General features: G+C 35.9%; 18 protein-coding genes and 1 pseudogene. 18 read left to right on the top strand and 1 reads right to left on the bottom strand.

From position 1 onward, the window contains the following. The first annotated feature begins 438 nt into the window (after nt 1-438). A complete protein-coding gene (locus BN3107_RS11990) occupies nt 439-1,092 on the top strand; it encodes a thiamine diphosphokinase (RefSeq protein ID WP_058307860.1) in 654 nt (217 codons plus the stop codon). 113 nt (nt 1,093-1,205) lie between these two features. Next, nucleotides 1,206-1,283: a stage V sporulation protein SpoVM gene (gene spoVM, locus BN3107_RS20265; RefSeq protein WP_139251824.1), complete on the top strand. Its 78-nt coding sequence runs from the start codon at nt 1,206-1,208 to the stop codon at nt 1,281-1,283. A gap of 56 nt (nt 1,284-1,339) precedes the next feature. On the opposite strand, the gene rpmB is transcribed toward spoVM, so the two are convergent. Continuing rightward, nucleotides 1,340-1,528 carry a 50S ribosomal protein L28 gene (rpmB, locus tag BN3107_RS11985; RefSeq protein ID WP_058307859.1) on the bottom strand — a complete coding sequence of 63 codons (189 nt, stop codon included), beginning with the start codon at nt 1,526-1,528 and terminating at the stop codon, nt 1,340-1,342. 438 nt (nt 1,529-1,966) lie between these two features. On the opposite strand from rpmB, the gene BN3107_RS11980 reads away from it, so the two are divergent. From BN3107_RS11980 to fabG, 16 genes and pseudogenes are all read left to right on the top strand, one after another. Next, nucleotides 1,967-3,403, top strand: a complete 1,437-nt coding sequence (locus BN3107_RS11980) for an RNA-guided endonuclease InsQ/TnpB family protein (RefSeq protein ID WP_231735300.1) — start codon at nt 1,967-1,969, stop codon at nt 3,401-3,403. 432 nt (nt 3,404-3,835) lie between these two features. After that, on the top strand, nt 3,836-4,243 hold the full coding sequence (locus tag BN3107_RS11975; protein WP_058307858.1) for a hypothetical protein: 408 nt from the start codon (nt 3,836-3,838) through the stop codon (nt 4,241-4,243). Between the two features lie 73 nt (nt 4,244-4,316). Then, nucleotides 4,317-4,556 (top strand): BhlA/UviB family holin-like peptide, encoded by a 240-nt coding sequence (locus tag BN3107_RS11970; RefSeq protein ID WP_058307970.1) that lies wholly within the window; start codon nt 4,317-4,319, stop codon nt 4,554-4,556. Beyond that, a complete protein-coding gene (locus BN3107_RS11965; protein ID WP_077065097.1) occupies nt 4,553-4,786 on the top strand; it encodes a phage holin in 234 nt (77 codons plus the stop codon). Before BN3107_RS11970 ends, BN3107_RS11965 begins: the two co-directional genes overlap by 4 nt. A gap of 107 nt (nt 4,787-4,893) precedes the next feature. Then, nucleotides 4,894-5,013: pseudogene (locus BN3107_RS20340) on the top strand (N-acetylmuramoyl-L-alanine amidase); the annotation flags it as partial. Between the two features lie 83 nt (nt 5,014-5,096). After that, nucleotides 5,097-5,258: an N-acetylmuramoyl-L-alanine amidase gene (locus tag BN3107_RS20225; protein ID WP_082631290.1), complete on the top strand. Its 162-nt coding sequence runs from the start codon at nt 5,097-5,099 to the stop codon at nt 5,256-5,258. A gap of 358 nt (nt 5,259-5,616) precedes the next feature. Continuing rightward, on the top strand, nt 5,617-5,886 hold the full coding sequence (locus BN3107_RS11955; RefSeq protein ID WP_058307856.1) for a hypothetical protein: 270 nt from the start codon (nt 5,617-5,619) through the stop codon (nt 5,884-5,886). A 500-nt stretch (nt 5,887-6,386) separates the two neighbouring features. Beyond that, nucleotides 6,387-6,554 (top strand): hypothetical protein, encoded by a 168-nt coding sequence (locus BN3107_RS19830; protein ID WP_156416117.1) that lies wholly within the window; start codon nt 6,387-6,389, stop codon nt 6,552-6,554. A 121-nt stretch (nt 6,555-6,675) separates the two neighbouring features. Then, a complete protein-coding gene (locus BN3107_RS11945; RefSeq protein WP_058307855.1) occupies nt 6,676-7,002 on the top strand; it encodes a hypothetical protein in 327 nt (108 codons plus the stop codon). 505 nt (nt 7,003-7,507) lie between these two features. Next, a complete protein-coding gene (locus BN3107_RS11940; RefSeq protein ID WP_058307854.1) occupies nt 7,508-7,870 on the top strand; it encodes an Asp23/Gls24 family envelope stress response protein in 363 nt (120 codons plus the stop codon). Nucleotides 7,871-7,917: 47 nt separating this feature from the next. Continuing rightward, nucleotides 7,918-9,582 (top strand): DAK2 domain-containing protein, encoded by a 1,665-nt coding sequence (locus tag BN3107_RS11935; protein ID WP_082631289.1) that lies wholly within the window; start codon nt 7,918-7,920, stop codon nt 9,580-9,582. A 698-nt stretch (nt 9,583-10,280) separates the two neighbouring features. After that, a complete protein-coding gene (gene recG / locus BN3107_RS11925) occupies nt 10,281-12,314 on the top strand; it encodes an ATP-dependent DNA helicase RecG (RefSeq protein WP_058307852.1) in 2,034 nt (677 codons plus the stop codon). Between the two features lie 104 nt (nt 12,315-12,418). Further along, entirely contained in the window at nt 12,419-13,000 is a 582-nt protein-coding gene (gene fapR, locus BN3107_RS11920) for a transcription factor FapR (RefSeq protein ID WP_058307851.1), read from the top strand. Then, a complete protein-coding gene (gene plsX / locus BN3107_RS11915) occupies nt 12,997-14,001 on the top strand; it encodes a phosphate acyltransferase PlsX (RefSeq protein ID WP_058307850.1) in 1,005 nt (334 codons plus the stop codon). The genes fapR and plsX overlap by 4 nt, the downstream gene beginning before the upstream one ends. A 3-nt stretch (nt 14,002-14,004) precedes the next feature. Continuing rightward, nucleotides 14,005-14,952 carry an ACP S-malonyltransferase gene (gene fabD, locus BN3107_RS11910; RefSeq protein WP_058307849.1) on the top strand — a complete coding sequence of 316 codons (948 nt, stop codon included), beginning with the start codon at nt 14,005-14,007 and terminating at the stop codon, nt 14,950-14,952. Then, nucleotides 14,952-15,692, top strand: a complete 741-nt coding sequence (gene fabG / locus BN3107_RS11905; protein WP_058307848.1) for a 3-oxoacyl-[acyl-carrier-protein] reductase — start codon at nt 14,952-14,954, stop codon at nt 15,690-15,692. The genes fabD and fabG overlap by 1 nt, the downstream gene beginning before the upstream one ends. Nucleotides 15,693-15,694 lie beyond the last annotated feature (2 nt).

Below are 15,694 nucleotides of genomic sequence, written 5' to 3'. Positions count from 1 at the left end.
CTTCAGATCATGCTAATCCCCCAGGAGTCGAAACGGACGCCTACGCTAGATGAAGTTATACAATGGAAGTAAGAGTTATAATAATGACTTCTATCTCATCACTTTACCGAAAAACATTAACAATTCTAAAAAGCTCAAATTGATAACTGTTACAATTGTTGTAGAATCATTTATAGCGAAGGCCGTCCACTTTCACTCCTGTGGGAATGTTTTACCTGAAGATCCACTTTTTTTAGCGTTCTTTGCTTAAAAAAGTTAGCTGAAGGGAAAACCCAACGGAAAGGAAAGTGGGCAGCCGGAGCGGATGTTTATCGGACAATACATTTCAAAATTACCACTTTAGCTATATATACACATCGGTTATTGCGCAGTTTCTTCCTAATGTGAATCTAAATCCAAATGAGATGTAGGCAACGACCGTAGGAAAGGTTGGTTTAAATGAATATTGGAATTGTTGCGGGTGGTCCACAAGCAGCTCTTGCTGATCTTGCTATCTATACGGATAAAGTAGATCTTTGGATTGGAGCTGATTTAGGAGCATCTTATTTATTAGATCAAAATATAACGATTGATATAGCAATAGGTGACTTTGACTCTATCGATGATAATATCAAAAATAAAATCAAAAAAAGCACTTCCATTTATAAAGAATATCCCGTTGAAAAAAACGAGACTGACCTGGAATTAGCAATAGAAACCGCTCTAACTTATAAACCAGACTCCATTTTATTATTCGGTGTTACTGCCGGAAGATTAGATCATGAATTAGCTAACATCCAATTACTATATCGACTAATAGATAGAAATACGAAAGCAGTAATCATTGATTGTCAAAATGAGATATCAATGTACAAACCGGGTACGTATCAAGTAACTACAAATAAAAATCAACAAATTTCATTCTTACCTTTCAGCCCTAAAGTGCAAGGCTTAACATTAAAAGGTTTTTATTACCCATTATCTAATGAAACGATTTCTTGGGGCAGCACTCGTTGTATCTCAAATCATCTAATTAAACAACATGGTACTTTTTTATTTAATCTTGGCATATTAATAATGATAAAGAGTACGGAGGAGGAAAACTTATCATAAACAATCACGAAATTCTTTAAAGCTATGCAATTATATAGGTAGTCGCACATAAGCTATATAAGAATCCTTGTTTAAACGAATGTTTTCTTCAGGAGATGAAGAGGAGGGGTATGATGAAATTTTATACAATTAAGCTCCCGCGGTTTCTGGGTGGTTTTATTCGTGCATTATTGGGATCTGGAAAGAAATAAGAAAAAGGCTCCTCACTTGAAGGGGCCTTTTTCCAACTTAGTTATTATTATTCGAATTAAACACGTTCTACTTTGCCAGATTTAAGCGCACGAGCAGAAACATACACACGTTTTGGTTTACCGTCAACCATAATTCTAACTTTTTGTACGTTTGCTTTCCAATTACGCTTATTTGCATTCATAGCATGTGAACGGTTATTTCCTGAAGTCGTTTTACGACCAGTTACAACACATTTACGTCCCATAATTTCGTTCCCTCCTACTACACTAACTCAATACATACTTATATAATTTATCATACATCAAAGCATTTTGCAATTTAGAATTAACAATAACATCAACTTTCACCCATGAAAGATTCCTATTAGACACAAACTGCGAAGTATTGATACTTTGGTAAGACCACAATTCCCGTTAACAGCACATGAATTCCCGGGAAGAGATTTTGCAATCTGGTACTTCGCAGTTTCGTTTTTATGTATATCATGTTTTTTTTATTTGATGGTGGTGGGTTTGTGGGGAATGCTTGACATACGCTTTATAAATGTTCACCAGAAAACTCGTTACTTTAGTGATGAGATAAATGGTGAACGGTTTTGACAGATCGTTTGTTCTGGTATATAATAAAAAGGAACGTATGTGTGTGTTTGTTGGGTGCTACTTTAAAAGAAGAGGTGAAGAATGTGTACCGTACGCACCAAATCCGCATTAAAAAAGGGCATCGGCTCTATCCTTATTGTGATCAACTCACGTTTTTAGCGAAAAATCTGTACAATGCCACCAACTTTCACATCCGTCAAATTTTCACTGCCTTTGGTGAAGAAAAAAAACTTCAACCACAACAACGAGAAGTTTTCGACCTCATCGACCAACACCTTCCACAAATGAATGCCATCAAAAGAAGAACAGTAGAAAAGAAACGGCAAAAAGAATTAAAAAAGCCCGGGGAGCAACGCCAAGAGATCCAAGATGCTGTGTTATTTGAGTATCCATCTGCCCAACACAAATGGCCATCTTATGCCTTTTTAGACAGCTTATTTAAAGTGTCCGAAAATGCGGACTATCTGGCATTACCTGGTCAAGTCAACCAACAAGTCATGAGACAGGTGTTTCAAAATTGGAAGGCTTATTTTGCCAGCCTGAAAGATTATCAAGTCCACCCACACAAATATACCGGAGGACCAAAACCCCCTAAATATGCACCAAAGAATGGAAGAATAGCTTGTGTGTTTTCCAATCAGGTATGTAAGGTGAAGGACGATAAATACCTCCGGTTTCCTCAAACGAAAGAAAGATTGAATATCGGAAAGTTAGGTCTTAAGGGATCCTTACAACAAGTAAGAATGGTTCCGACCTATGGCGAATATACGATCGAATTGGTGATAAGGAAAGAGGAAGAGAAACCACTCGTAGAACTGGATGAACAACATATCATGGGTATCGACCTCGGTGTGGATTGTTTGGCAGCCATCGTCGATAATACAGGTTCTTCACCTGTCATTATAAAGGGCCAAGCAGTAAAAAGTATCAATCAATATTATAACAAACAGCGTGCCCATTATTACTGTGTTTTACGACAAGGAAAGGGACCACAAGAAGGTTCCTTCCAAAGTAAACGACTGCAGCGACTCGACCAAAAACGTTTCTTTAAGTTAAAGGACGCCTTTCATAAAGCAAGTTTTCATATCGTTCAGTTAGCATTGGCTCGCAAAGTCAGCACGATTGTTATCGGTGTGAATAAGGGATGGAAACAGAAAGTGAGCCTTCGTAAGCAGGATAAGCAACACTTTCAAACGCTCCCCCATGCGATGCTGATTGGTATGATTGCTTACAAAGCGGAAGCGTATGGCATCCACGTGCACCCACAAGAAGAAAGCTACACATCAAAAGCAAGTTTAGTGGATATGGATGAGCTGCCCCATTATGAAAAAGGTATCCCAGCCAAGGTTAGGTTTAGTGGTCACAGAGTAAAACGAGGGTTATATCGGACCAAAGAGAACACGAGCATCCACGCTGATGTGAATGCAGCGGGAAATATCATAAGAAAAGTAGTCCCTAACGCTTTTGCCGAGGGGATAGAGGGTGTCGTGTCCCGCCCACTAATGTTAAGCATCGTTTGACGTTGATACATTAGAAACTCGTCACTGTAGTGATGAGAGGTTCATTTTCATACATTCTATAATGGTTGATTTCAGTAAAGAGTGTAGTGTGCTTTTCTTTTTTCAAAATGAAGACGGGAAAGGAATTGTGATGAATTATGAAAGACATCAATTTGTTGACGATTATTCTTAGAATGAAGAAGCAAAAGTTAATGCAAAAGATATGGTTAAGAAAAAACTAAATGGTGCCAAGGAATTATCAGCAATAGCAATTGCACGAAGCGAAATGCAACGTAAAGATATTATGAATCAAGCTAGTAAAGGTTTCAACCAACGGTAATAGTAAGTTGGAATAAACTGCGAAGTTGTGAAAATTTTCAGAAAAGGGCAATAAATAATTGAAGGAATTCCCTCTTTTTTGTCGAAGTATGATAGGGAGGAGGGGGGATTATTTTGACAGAATATGAATGTGAGATCAGACAATTAGAAGCTGAAGTAGATAAGATTATACGAAAATCAAGAAGGTTAAATTCAACGAAGATATCAGATATGTCTTTATTCGAATTACAAAAACTGAAGGTTGAATTAAATGCAGAATATGAGAAAGAAAAAACTTTTTCGCTTACTATTGCGTTAACTGCATTAGTTGTGACTTTTTTAATGAATTTAATAAATTTACTTCCAGAGAAAAAAGTAAGTGCTATTTTATTTAGTAATTCAATGGTTATTGTTTTAGGGGTATTTGTCGTTATTGCTTGTATATTGTCATATAGATATTCAAGAGAATCAAAATCATATAGTGAGGTGATTGGATTGATAGACTTACTAATTGAGAAAAACAAATATATTAATGAAGAATAGCATCTCAAAACGAGGTGCTTTTTTAATACCTAAAAATAATACGAGAATGTTAAATCTACACGGGGTCAGAAGAATGGAGAAGGTCACCATTGAAAATGTACTGCAATATTTTCTAACTCACGGACCCTTTGCAGCACTTTTTGTTTGGTTACTTATTTATGTCATGAAAGCTAATCAAGAAAGAGAAATGAGGTTGCAAAACCTCTTGAAAAAATTCAGTGAGAAATATGATGATGTCATTGATGAATTGAAAGATATTAAAAACCGACTGCTCCCTAAAGTTGTTGGTTTATTTTGTTTTAAAATGAGGTGATACATAGGGACAAAGGAACTGTCGTAAGGACTGTTTCATTAGTAATTGTTTGGGTTAATGTGTGGTTAGAACAAGTAGGATTAAATGCTATTCCAGTGGTAAGTGAAGAAACAATTGCTTTAGGAATAACCACAGTAGTGAATGTTTGGACTTGGTTTAAGAATAACTATATTACTCTAAAAGGCAAGCAACAAAGAGAAGAATTGAAGGATAAAGGATTAGTAAAATAGAAGCCGTCTCAATTGAGGGGGCTTTTTCTTGTTATAATAAAAAGGAGAGGTTTTTGAATGATTAAAATTTATATAGACCCATGTCTTGGCGGTAGAGATCCAGTGCAATCGGAAACGAACTAAAAGAAAAAGATTTAACGCTTGCTATTTCTTTAAAAATCAGAAAAAAGCTAAGTGAATATCAAGGTGTTTCAACACGTTTAAGTCGTACCAATGATAAAACTTTATCTCTTAGTAGCAGAACCAATGATGCTAATTGCTGGGGAGCTGATTATCTAAGAATTCATCTACTGCTAAAAAGCGTGATGTTATGCACCAAGCAATTATTAATGAAATCAACTTGCCAAACAGAGGTAAGAAAAAAGCGAATTTTCATATGGTACGTGAATCTAGCATGGAAGCAATTTTAACGGAGAACGTATTTATTGATGTTACTAATGATGCGGTTCGATTGAAAAATGATTTTTTCTAGGATGATATTGTTCAAGGTCATGTAAATGGTTTGGTTGATATTTTTAATTTGAAAAAGAAAGTGAAGGCTAAGGGTCCTAATGCAACTGTTGGAAAGCCTAAGGATAAGAAAGCTAATCTGAAAGTTGACGGTAAGTGGGGTAATGCAACTACAAGAGCGTTACAAGTATATTTAAACACAGTTGTCGATGGTAAAATAAGCGATCAAGTTCGCAATTCAATTACTGAAGCTTTTTATGGTGACACTCTGGGTCCATTCCTATCAAACCGAATGTTACAGAAAAGGAATATGTACAGGGTACAAAGGGAGTCTTTACCCGCCCTAATGTTTTTTAGAAAAAAACAAAGGAGCCGATTGAATGAGTCTTGATCTAGCAGATAAAGCAGCGAATTCTAAAGTAGCAGAAACTATAGCAAAACAACTATGGCTTAGTATGTTGTTTTTGGTAGTAATGTCGCTTATTGTCTTATTTGGCGCTAAATGGTGGAGTAGTTCATTAGAAAGTCAATTTTTAGTTTACAGTTCTTATTTACTTTGGTTTATCGCAATGATGGTTATCACAGGATTTAAAGTATTCATCCTTTTTATTGATGCTAAAATGCAATTTGAATCAAATAAAAATACTTGATTATAAAAAGACAAACTCTATTGCTTTATAGGAATGTTTGTCTTTTTTATATTATATCCGTCAAACAACTCTTCCAAAATAACCAAAACCTTTTTACGAATAGCCGGATTAAAATAATTTCGTCTTTCCTCTCTACGCTTAGCATAATCCGTAAATAATTCTGCTTTATTTGTCTGCAACACTTTCAATTGCATCTTATGCATCTGTTGCTTTAATTCGCGTCTTTCCTCAACTGCTTTTTTCTCTTGAAAATATTATTATTACGTATTGTGTTTAAATCTTTCTTGATAACCTCTATGGTCATGCTTAAAAATAGATACCTGGACGCAGTGTGAAATTCTTCATCGGTTATGTTTCGCATAATTATCACCTCAAATTATAGGAGCGTTCGTTCTCATTACGCGTTATATAAAATAATTAATGCAATATCAAATATTTGGAATAAAATTTACAATTCAGTCGAAATAGTGTATATGTCATAAAAAATGGAGGTTATTCTGTTGGATGCTGAATATATAAGAATGGTCGAAAGAGATTCGAAAAACATCCCAGAAAAAGATCGAGAACATTTTATTCGATTTATGACAGATGAAAAATACCGATTGGAAAAAACGATAGAGTATTATGAGAAAAGATTAAATGAACCTACAACAATAGGGTCTACTTAAACAACTTATAAAAGATCAAATACAGCAACTTAAAATAGAAATGAAGTAAACATCTACTTAATTGTAGGTGTTTTTTCTTTTGGAAATATTGTAGAATGTTTGTAAGAGGGGATAGGCTCATTTGAAGAAATACACAGTGTTTTTATTATTAATATTTATAAGTGCTTTTTCGAATGATAGTAGTGATCTGGTTGAAGCTGATGAGGATATTGAACCGACACAATCTATAGATAAAGATAAATATAAGACAACTAGTCCTTTATGTGATTATGAGATAAATGTAGATACTCTGCAAAATTTCGAAGGTTTAGACATAAAATTTGAAAAAATATATCTAGCTTCAGATAACGATAATAATTATATTGGTTTTGATATTTCTATGAAAAACCTATCTCATGATGTATTCGAAACTTATCCTGGTCAGATGGAGATTTATTTAAGCAATTGAGAGGAATTAGGATTTAAAGACGAAGTAGCTGTATTTAAAAAGGGTGATATTGAGTTAACAGAAAAAGCCGAAACATTCAAAGGCTTTTACGTATTTGAAACAATCTCAACTGTTGATGAGATATATGGTGTTGAACTCAAATGGTCTAATTATAAAGTGGATTCAAGTGGTGAAATTTTGAATTATTATGATTTTGAAAGTAATATTGGTATTGAACGTTAATATACGAAATGAAGCAAGAAAGTAGAAATAGCACCGACTGCATTAGTAGATGCTTTGGTAACAAAATTGGTAACAAACAAATAAAAATTATTGATTATTTTATGGTTGCAACCAAAAATATTAATATTACATATTGTATATTTATCAACTAGTTTGGCGAATTTGTAACATTTAAGTTTACGCCATGTTATTATATAATGGAATAGGTTTATTTCTGATATAATGAAAGTAATGTTAGGTATTTATAAATGAGTTTTCTACTGATTTAAAAGGAGGATGTAGGATGTCCATTGAATTAAAGAAAGAGGATGGCTTTGTAACAATAACGAATGAAGTCATAGCTACGATTGCTGGGGGTGCTGCGATAGAATGTTACGGTATTGTCGGAATGGCTTCCAAAAATCAGTTGCGAGACGGGATTGCAGAAATTCTGCGAAAAGAAAACTTCGCTAAAGGAGTGGTTGTCCGCCAAGATGAAGAAAATGTTCATATTGATATGTACATTATTGTAAGTTATGGAACAAAAATATCTGAGGTAGCACATAATGTGCAATCACAGGTGAAATATAATCTTGAAAAAACACTTGGTTTAACAATAAAATCCATTAATATATACATTCAAGGTGTTCGAGTTATCCAAGATTAACTCAAATTGTACTTTTTGTTAATTGGAGTAGAGGGAGGAAGCAGCAAGTGAATCAAAAAAATATAAATGGAGCTATGTTTGCTAATATGGTGTTAGCAGGGGCTAACTCTTTATCAAATAATGCGGAAAGAATTGATGCATTAAATGTCTTTCCAGTACCTGATGGGGATACTGGAACCAATATGAACTTATCGATTACTTCAGGGGCTAATGAAGTAAAGAAAGTAGAACAAAATAGTGTAGCAACAGTAGCAAATGCCTTTGCCAAAGGTTTGCTAATGGGTGCAAGAGGTAATTCGGGTGTCATTCTATCCCAATTATTTAGAGGTTTTGCTAAAGGATTAGAAGATAAAAAAGAACTTGATATTGAAAGTTTTGTAAAAGCATTAGATAGTGGAGTCAACACGGCATATAAGGCCGTAATGAAACCTGTAGAAGGTACTATTCTTACAGTAGCAAAGGACACTGCTGCAGACGCTAAAAAAATAGCCGAAAAAGAGCAAGATATTATCGTCTTCTTTGAAAAAGTAGTACAAGCTTCTAAGAAGTCGTTAAAAAGGACACCAGATTTGCTACCAGTTCTTAAAGAAGTTGGAGTAGTTGATAGTGGTGGACAAGGTTTAGTAGTAATTTATGAAGGTTTTTTAGCAGCGTTAAAAGGTGAGGAAGTACCAGAAGTTTCTCATGACGAAACAATGGATTTAAACGACCTTGTCAATGCGGAGCACCATAAGTTGGCGCAAGACTATATGAGCACAGATGACATTGAGTTTGGCTATTGTACGGAGTTTATGGTTCGTTTTGAAGAAGATAAACTAAAAGATCATCCTTATGATGAGGCGAAATTCAGAGAAGAACTGAGTGAGCATGGTGATTCTTTATTAGTCGTTTCCGATGATGAAATTGTCAAAGTTCATATTCATGCAGAATATCCTGGCGACGTCTTTAATTTAGGACAACGATTTGGGAGTTTTATAAATTTAAAAGTAGAAAACATGAGGGAACAACATTCGAATATCGTCGATAAAAAAGAGGATAAACCTCAGGAAAAACAAAAATTTGGTGTCGTTACCGTCGCAATGGGTAATGGATTAACGGAATTATTTAAGAGCTTGGGTGCTACAGTTGTAATTCAGGGTGGACAAACAATGAACCCTAGCACACAAGATTTAACTAATGCTATTAAGGAAACGAATGCAGAAAACATCATCATTTTACCAAATAATAAAAACATTGTGATGGCTGCTGAACAGGCTGCTGAGCTTGCCGAAGAAAACGTTGCAGTTGTACCTACTAAGACCATTCCTCAAGGGATGTCGGCTATGCTTACTTATAATCCTGAAGTAACATTAGACGAAAATAAACAAACAATGACAGAAGCAAGCCAAGAAGTAAAAACTGGACAAATTACATATGCTGTTCGTGATACGCAAATTGATGGTATGACGATTGAAAACGGACATTATATGGGTATTGCTGATGGAAAAATTAAAGTAACAAATGCTAGTCATATCAATGTTATTCAAGAATTGTTAACTGAAATGATTGACATCGAAGAAGATGAGATTGTAACGGTTATACGTGGGGAAGAAACTTCGGATGAAGAGGAAGAAGAAATTGTAGCATTTATAGAAAATAATTTTGAGGATATCGAAGTCGAAGTTCATCAAGGTAACCAACCCATTTATTCTTATATCTTCTCGATTGAATAAGCTTAAAAAAGAGATTGTAACAGAAGTAATTTATATTGAATGAAATCCAAACGATTATTCGAATACCTTTCAATATCGTTTGGATTTTTATACATATTAGGAAGAAACTCCGTAGTAACCGGTTTGGTAATTTTGAAATAATTAATGTACTAATATACCGCTCCGGCCGGCCACTTCGCTTTCCGTGGGGACGGCTTCAGCTAATTTGGTAAAGAAGACCACTTTACCAAATGGATCTTCAGCTCGCCCTGTCCCCACAGGAGACTCCGTGGCCGGCCTCCGCTGTCATTTTGTTTTACAACTTTTGTGACAGTTATCACTTGAGCTTTTTGCTAGGTATCTATCTGGGCATAAAAGTCGAAATGCTAGCTCTAACATACATTGTAGCATCTTATATTAGCGGAGGCTGCCCGCTTCAACTCCTGTGGGATCGTTTTATCCGAAGATCCACTTTTCTAAGTGGTCTTTGCTTGGAAAAGTTAGCTGAGGAGAAAACCCCACGGAAAGGGAAGCGGGCAGCAGGAGCGGTTGTCCAGCATTGAAAATATTTCAATATTATCATCAAGTTTATTGCGTAGTATCCAAATACTGCGCAACTTTGTACTTGTTTGAAGTGGAGATAGATGATTTGTCCCAAGTGTTTTTCTTTTAATAATGAAAAGCTAACGGAATTATAAATAAAAGAGAGTGTGAAATGTATGGTTGATTCATCAGTTCAAGAAGTGAATGGTGTTGGTCCTAAATTAGCAGAGGTTTTAGATCAAATTGGCATTCGCTCGATAGAAGATCTCCTATATTACTTCCCTAACCGATATGATCATTATCAGCAAAAACCTCTCCATGAATTAATACATAACGAAAAAGTAACAATTGTTGGAAAAGTTATCCACGAACCAACTGTCCAGTTTTACCAAAGACGTAAATCTAGGCTTGTGGTGACACTGCGAGTAGATGGTGTGGTAGTAAAAGGGGTGCTTTTTAATCGAGCTTTCGCTAAAAAACACTTTATACCTGGTGAAGAGGTATCTGTGAACGGAAAATGGGATCAGCATCGATTACAGATAACGATTGATAATTACAAACAAGGAAGTATTGACGAGTCGAGCCCGATAACGCCGATATACTCGTCAAAAGGAGATATAAAAAATGCACAATTTCAAAAAATTATTAAAAATGCATTATCCAACCACCGTGAACAAATAATTGAAATTTTGCCGTCATCTTATTTGAAAAATTATAAATTACCTGAGCGTATCGAAGGATTAACGCAACTTCATTTTCCTACATCATTCGAACATTTAAAACATGCGAAAAGAAGATTTATTTATGAAGAACTATTACTGTTTCAAATCAAAATGCAGCTTTATCGCAAACGTAATCGTGAAGAAACCGAAGGAAATGCTCAGAGTATAAATATGCATAAAGTAAAAGAATTGATGGACTCCTTTCCTTTTGCATTAACGTCTGCTCAACAAAAATCGTTATCAGAAATTATCAAGGATTTAAAATCTCCTTATCGAATGAATCGTTTGTTACAAGGGGACGTTGGTTCAGGAAAAACCGCTGTAGCCGTAATCAGTTTATTTGGGTCTGTGACTGCAGGAAAGCAGGTTGCATTTATGGTACCAACCGAAATTTTAGCAGAACAGCATGAGGCATCGTTAAGAGAATTCTTGCCAGATCATGTTACTATCCGCCGACTGACGGGTTCAGTGAAAGGGAAGAGACGAAAAGCTATTTTAGCAGAAATTGCAGATGGTAACTGCGATGTTGTGATTGGTACACATGCACTTATTCAAGACGATGTCCATTTTGCTCAGTTGGGTTACGTTATTATTGACGAGCAGCATCGTTTTGGTGTACAACAACGAAACACTTTACGTGAAAAGGGAATCTTAGCGGATATTTTGTTTATGACTGCTACACCAATCCCTAGAACGTTATCTATCACAGCCTTTGGTGATATGGATGTGTCGAAAATAGATCAGATGCCAAAAGGACGAAAGCCAATCGAAACGTATTGGGTGAAACAAAACATGTTTGAAAGAACCGTTAATTTTATTTATAAAGAAATAAAAGCGGGAGCACAAGCATATGTGATCTGCCCGTTAATTGAAGAGTCCGATAAATTAGACATTCAAAATGCATTGGATCTGTTCCATCAGCTTCAGGAAGTACTTATTGGCAAGGCAACAGTTGGACTGATGCATGGTAGATTAACAACCGAAGAAAAAGAAGAAGTAATGACTAATTTCTCTGAGAATAAGATACAGATTTTAGTCTCTACAACGGTGGTAGAAGTTGGGGTCAATGTACCGAATGCGACTGTGATGATGATCCAGGATGCAGATCGTTTTGGTCTATCACAACTTCATCAATTAAGAGGTCGAGTCGGCAGGGGTAATAAGCAAAGTTATTGTATATTAGTAGCAGATCCTAAGGGGGAAAATGGAAAAGAAAGAATGCGAATTATGACGGAAACGACGGATGGTTTTGTTTTAGCAGAACGAGATTTAGAACTGAGAGGTCCGGGTGATATTTTTGGAGTGAAACAAAGCGGTTTACCAGAATTTAAACTTGCCGATCTGGTTCATGATTACCGAGCGTTAGAAACAGCAAGAACCGATGCCATCGAGATAGTAGCAAATGAAAAATGGAAATTACCTGAGTTTCAAGGATTAATGGACTATTTAATCAACGAAATCAAAATTGACTCGAAATTATTAAACTAGAGACACTTGCATAATTTGCTATGGTATTATATATTACTATTAGTACCTAGTCATAATATTTTAGTTAAAAAATAGATGACGCACTAAGATGGACGGTGGATAAATTGAAACGGAACAAAAAAGAAAGACAATCCATGTTAAAAGAAACAATAGAGGAAAAACCCTTTATTACGGATGATGCGTTAGCAAAACTCTTTAAAGTTAGTATTCAGACGATTCGACTGGATCGCATGGAGCTTAATATTCCAGAATTACGTGAACGAATTAAATCTGTGGCAACATCCACGTGGAACGAGACAGTAAAAGCATTACCAATAGATGAAGTAATAGGTGAAATAATTGATTTAGAATTAGATCAGCGAGCCATCTCTATTCTAGATATCACTGCTGAGCATGTTTTCTCACGGAATAAAATTGCTAGAGGGCATCATCTATTTGCCCAAGCCAATTCTTTAGCAGTTGCGGTTATTAATGACCAACTTGCTTTAACGACCAATGCGGATATTAAATTTACTAGACAAGTTGTTGAAGGGGAGCGGGTCATTGCCAAGGCGAAAGTAGTTGGTACGGAAATAAACAATCGCACCGTAGTAGAAGTACATAGTCATGTCGATAATGAAACAGTATTTACCGGTATTTTTGAAATGTTTCGATCTAAAGAGGAGAAAGAAGGGATTCAACAATGAGAATCGCAATCGATGCAATGGGTGGAGACCATGCACCAAAAGAAATTGTATTAGGTGCACTAAAGGCAGTGAATCAATTTGATAATCTTCATATTACGCTAGTTGGTAACGAAGAACAGATAAAACAATATACAAAAAATCATGCATCCATCGATATTATTCATACAGAAGAAAAAATTACCAGTGATGATGAACCAGTAAAAGCAGTGCGCCGTAAAAAGCAAGCTTCGTTAGTATTAATGGCAAACGAGGTAAAATCACATCAAGCAGATGCTTGTATTTCAGCTGGTAACACTGGTGCGCTGATGAGTGCGGGATTGTTTATCGTGGGTAGAATTAAAGGGATTGATCGCCCTGCACTAAGTCCAACACTTCCGACAGTCGATGGTAGTGGTTTTCTTTTACTGGATGTGGGAGCAAATGTCGATGCAAAACCTCAACATTTACAACAATACGGCTTAATGGGATCTATCTATATGGAGAACGTGCGAAAAATAAAAAATCCACGAGTAGGGTTATTAAATGTCGGAACCGAGAATGGTAAAGGCAATGAATTAACGAAAAAAGCTTTTGATTTGTTAGAAGAACTTCCAATCAATTTTGTCGGAAATGTAGAAGCAAGAGATTTATTGAATGGTGTTGCAGATGTAGTAGTAACCGATGGCTTTAGTGGAAATATTGCATTGAAAACAGTTGAAGGAACGGCTTTGACACTATTTTCTATGTTGAAAGAAAAATTTATGGTTAATACCAAAACCAAAATAGCGGCAGTACTAGCTAAGAGTGAGCTAAGAGGATTGAAGGATCAATTAGATTATTCAGAATATGGTGGTGCAGCTCTGTTTGGACTTCGTGCACCAGTTGTGAAAGCACATGGTTCATCTAATGCCCAAGCCATTTTCAGTGCAATTAAACAAACGATGGAAATTGTAGAAAAGAATGTAATAGAAACGATCGAATCAGAAGTGAAACATTTACAAGTTTCAACTGAGGAGGAATAAATTTTGAAAAAGATAGCATTTATCTACCCTGGGCAAGGTTCTCAGGCAGTAGAAATGGGGAAAGACTTATATGATCAATTTGATCAAGTCAAGGAACTTTTTGAAACCGCAAATGAACAATTAGACTATGACTTAACTTCAATAATGTTTGAAGGACCTAAAGAAGTTTTAACAAAAACGGAAAACACACAACCAGCTTTGTTATTAGTTAGTAGTGCGATTACACATTTATTAGCAGAACATAATATCTATCCAGACATTACAAGTGGACATAGTTTAGGAGAATACAGTGCACTAGTTGCAGCCAAAGCCATTTCTTTTCAGGATGCAATTCGTTTAGTGCATGAGCGAGGGAAATTAATGGAGACTGCCTACCCGGAAGGCAAAGGTTCGATGGCAGCTGTTCTAGGAATGGATAAAGAAACACTGTCATCTGAATTAGAAAAAATAAGAGAAGAACTAAATGAAGTGCTAGAAATTGCAAACATAAATTGCCCCGGGCAAATCGTTATTTCGGGAACGAAGGCAGCGATTGACCTAGCAGTAGATCAATTAAAATCTAAAGGCGCCAAAAGAGTGCTTCCTTTGCCTGTAAGTGGACCGTTTCACTCTAGTTTAATGAGACCAGCAGCAGAAGATTTTGATCAGTTGGTACAGGGAATTGACTGGTCCAACTCAGATATACCGGTCTATGCTAACGTAACAGCTGAAAAAGTAACAGAAGCAGAAGAAATCAAACAATTGTTAGTGGAACAACTTTATTCACCAGTCCGTTTTGAAGAGATCATTGAACAGCTTCTAGAAGAGTCATTAGACGCTATCGTAGAAGTTGGTAGTGGAAAAGTGCTTACAGGTCTTGTGAAAAAAGTGAATAGAAGAACGAAGACTTTTGCCGTACAAGATAAAGCGTCATTAGATGAATTTATTCAGTGGTACAAGGAGGAAGAGTAATGTTAGATAATCAAGTTGCACTTATCACAGGAGCATCTCGTGGAATTGGACGCGAAATTGCGTTAATTTTTGCAAAAAATGGTGCGAAAGTCGTTGTTAATTATGCTGGCAGTGAAGATAAAGCTCAAGCTGTTGTGGACGAAATCGTGTCTAATGGCGGAGAAGCTATTAAAATACAAGCAAATGTTAGTGACGAAAGTGACGTAAAAGCGATGGTGAAAGAAACTACCAAAACCTTTGGAAGCTTAGACATTTTAGTGAACAATGCTGGTATCACCAAAGATAATTTGTTAATGCGCATGACGGAAGCGGACTTTGATGATGTGATTGACATCAATCTAAAAGGTGTGTTTTTATGTACAAAAACAGTTTCCAGACAAATGATGAAACAAAAAAGTGGACGTATTATCAATCTTTCATCGGTTGTCGGAATTAGTGGTAACCCTGGTCAAGCAAATTATGTTTCAGCTAAAGCAGGTGTAATTGGCTTAACTAAAACAACAGCTAAAGAATTGGCTGTACGAAATATCCTTGTTAATGCGATTGCACCTGGATTTATCGCAACAGATATGACAGAGAAATTAACGGATGAACAAAAAGAACAAATGCTATCATTAATACCTTTAAATAAATTAGGTAAAGCTGAAGATGTAGCAAATGTAGCGTTGTTCTTAGCATCTGAGCAATCCAATTATGTTACAGGGCAAACGATTCAGGTAGACGGTGGAATGGTTATGTAATA

Source organism: Gracilibacillus massiliensis, assembly GCF_001458115.1.
GTDB classification, from domain to species: domain Bacteria; phylum Bacillota; class Bacilli; order Bacillales; family Amphibacillaceae; genus Gracilibacillus; species Gracilibacillus massiliensis.
The sequence above is the reverse complement of the archived record's forward strand: the minus strand, read 5'-3'. Positions and strand labels throughout refer to the sequence as shown.

Excerpts from the sequence above, each read along its gene's own strand:
- BN3107_RS11990 (WP_058307860.1), top strand. The coding sequence starts at position 439 with ATGAATATTGGAATTGTTGCGGGTGGTCCACAAGCAGCTCTTGCTGAT.
- spoVM (WP_139251824.1), top strand. The coding sequence starts at position 1,206 with ATGAAATTTTATACAATTAAGCTCCCGCGGTTTCTGGGTGGTTTTATT.
- rpmB (WP_058307859.1), bottom strand. The coding sequence starts at position 1,528 with ATGGGACGTAAATGTGTTGTAACTGGTCGTAAAACGACTTCAGGAAAT.
- BN3107_RS11970 (WP_058307970.1), top strand. The coding sequence starts at position 4,317 with ATGGAGAAGGTCACCATTGAAAATGTACTGCAATATTTTCTAACTCAC.
- BN3107_RS20225 (WP_082631290.1), top strand. The coding sequence starts at position 5,097 with ATGCACCAAGCAATTATTAATGAAATCAACTTGCCAAACAGAGGTAAG.
- BN3107_RS11955 (WP_058307856.1), top strand. The coding sequence starts at position 5,617 with ATGAGTCTTGATCTAGCAGATAAAGCAGCGAATTCTAAAGTAGCAGAA.
- BN3107_RS11940 (WP_058307854.1), top strand. The coding sequence starts at position 7,508 with ATGTCCATTGAATTAAAGAAAGAGGATGGCTTTGTAACAATAACGAAT.
- recG (WP_058307852.1), top strand. The coding sequence starts at position 10,281 with ATGGTTGATTCATCAGTTCAAGAAGTGAATGGTGTTGGTCCTAAATTA.
- plsX (WP_058307850.1), top strand. The coding sequence starts at position 12,997 with ATGAGAATCGCAATCGATGCAATGGGTGGAGACCATGCACCAAAAGAA.
- fabG (WP_058307848.1), top strand. The coding sequence starts at position 14,952 with ATGTTAGATAATCAAGTTGCACTTATCACAGGAGCATCTCGTGGAATT.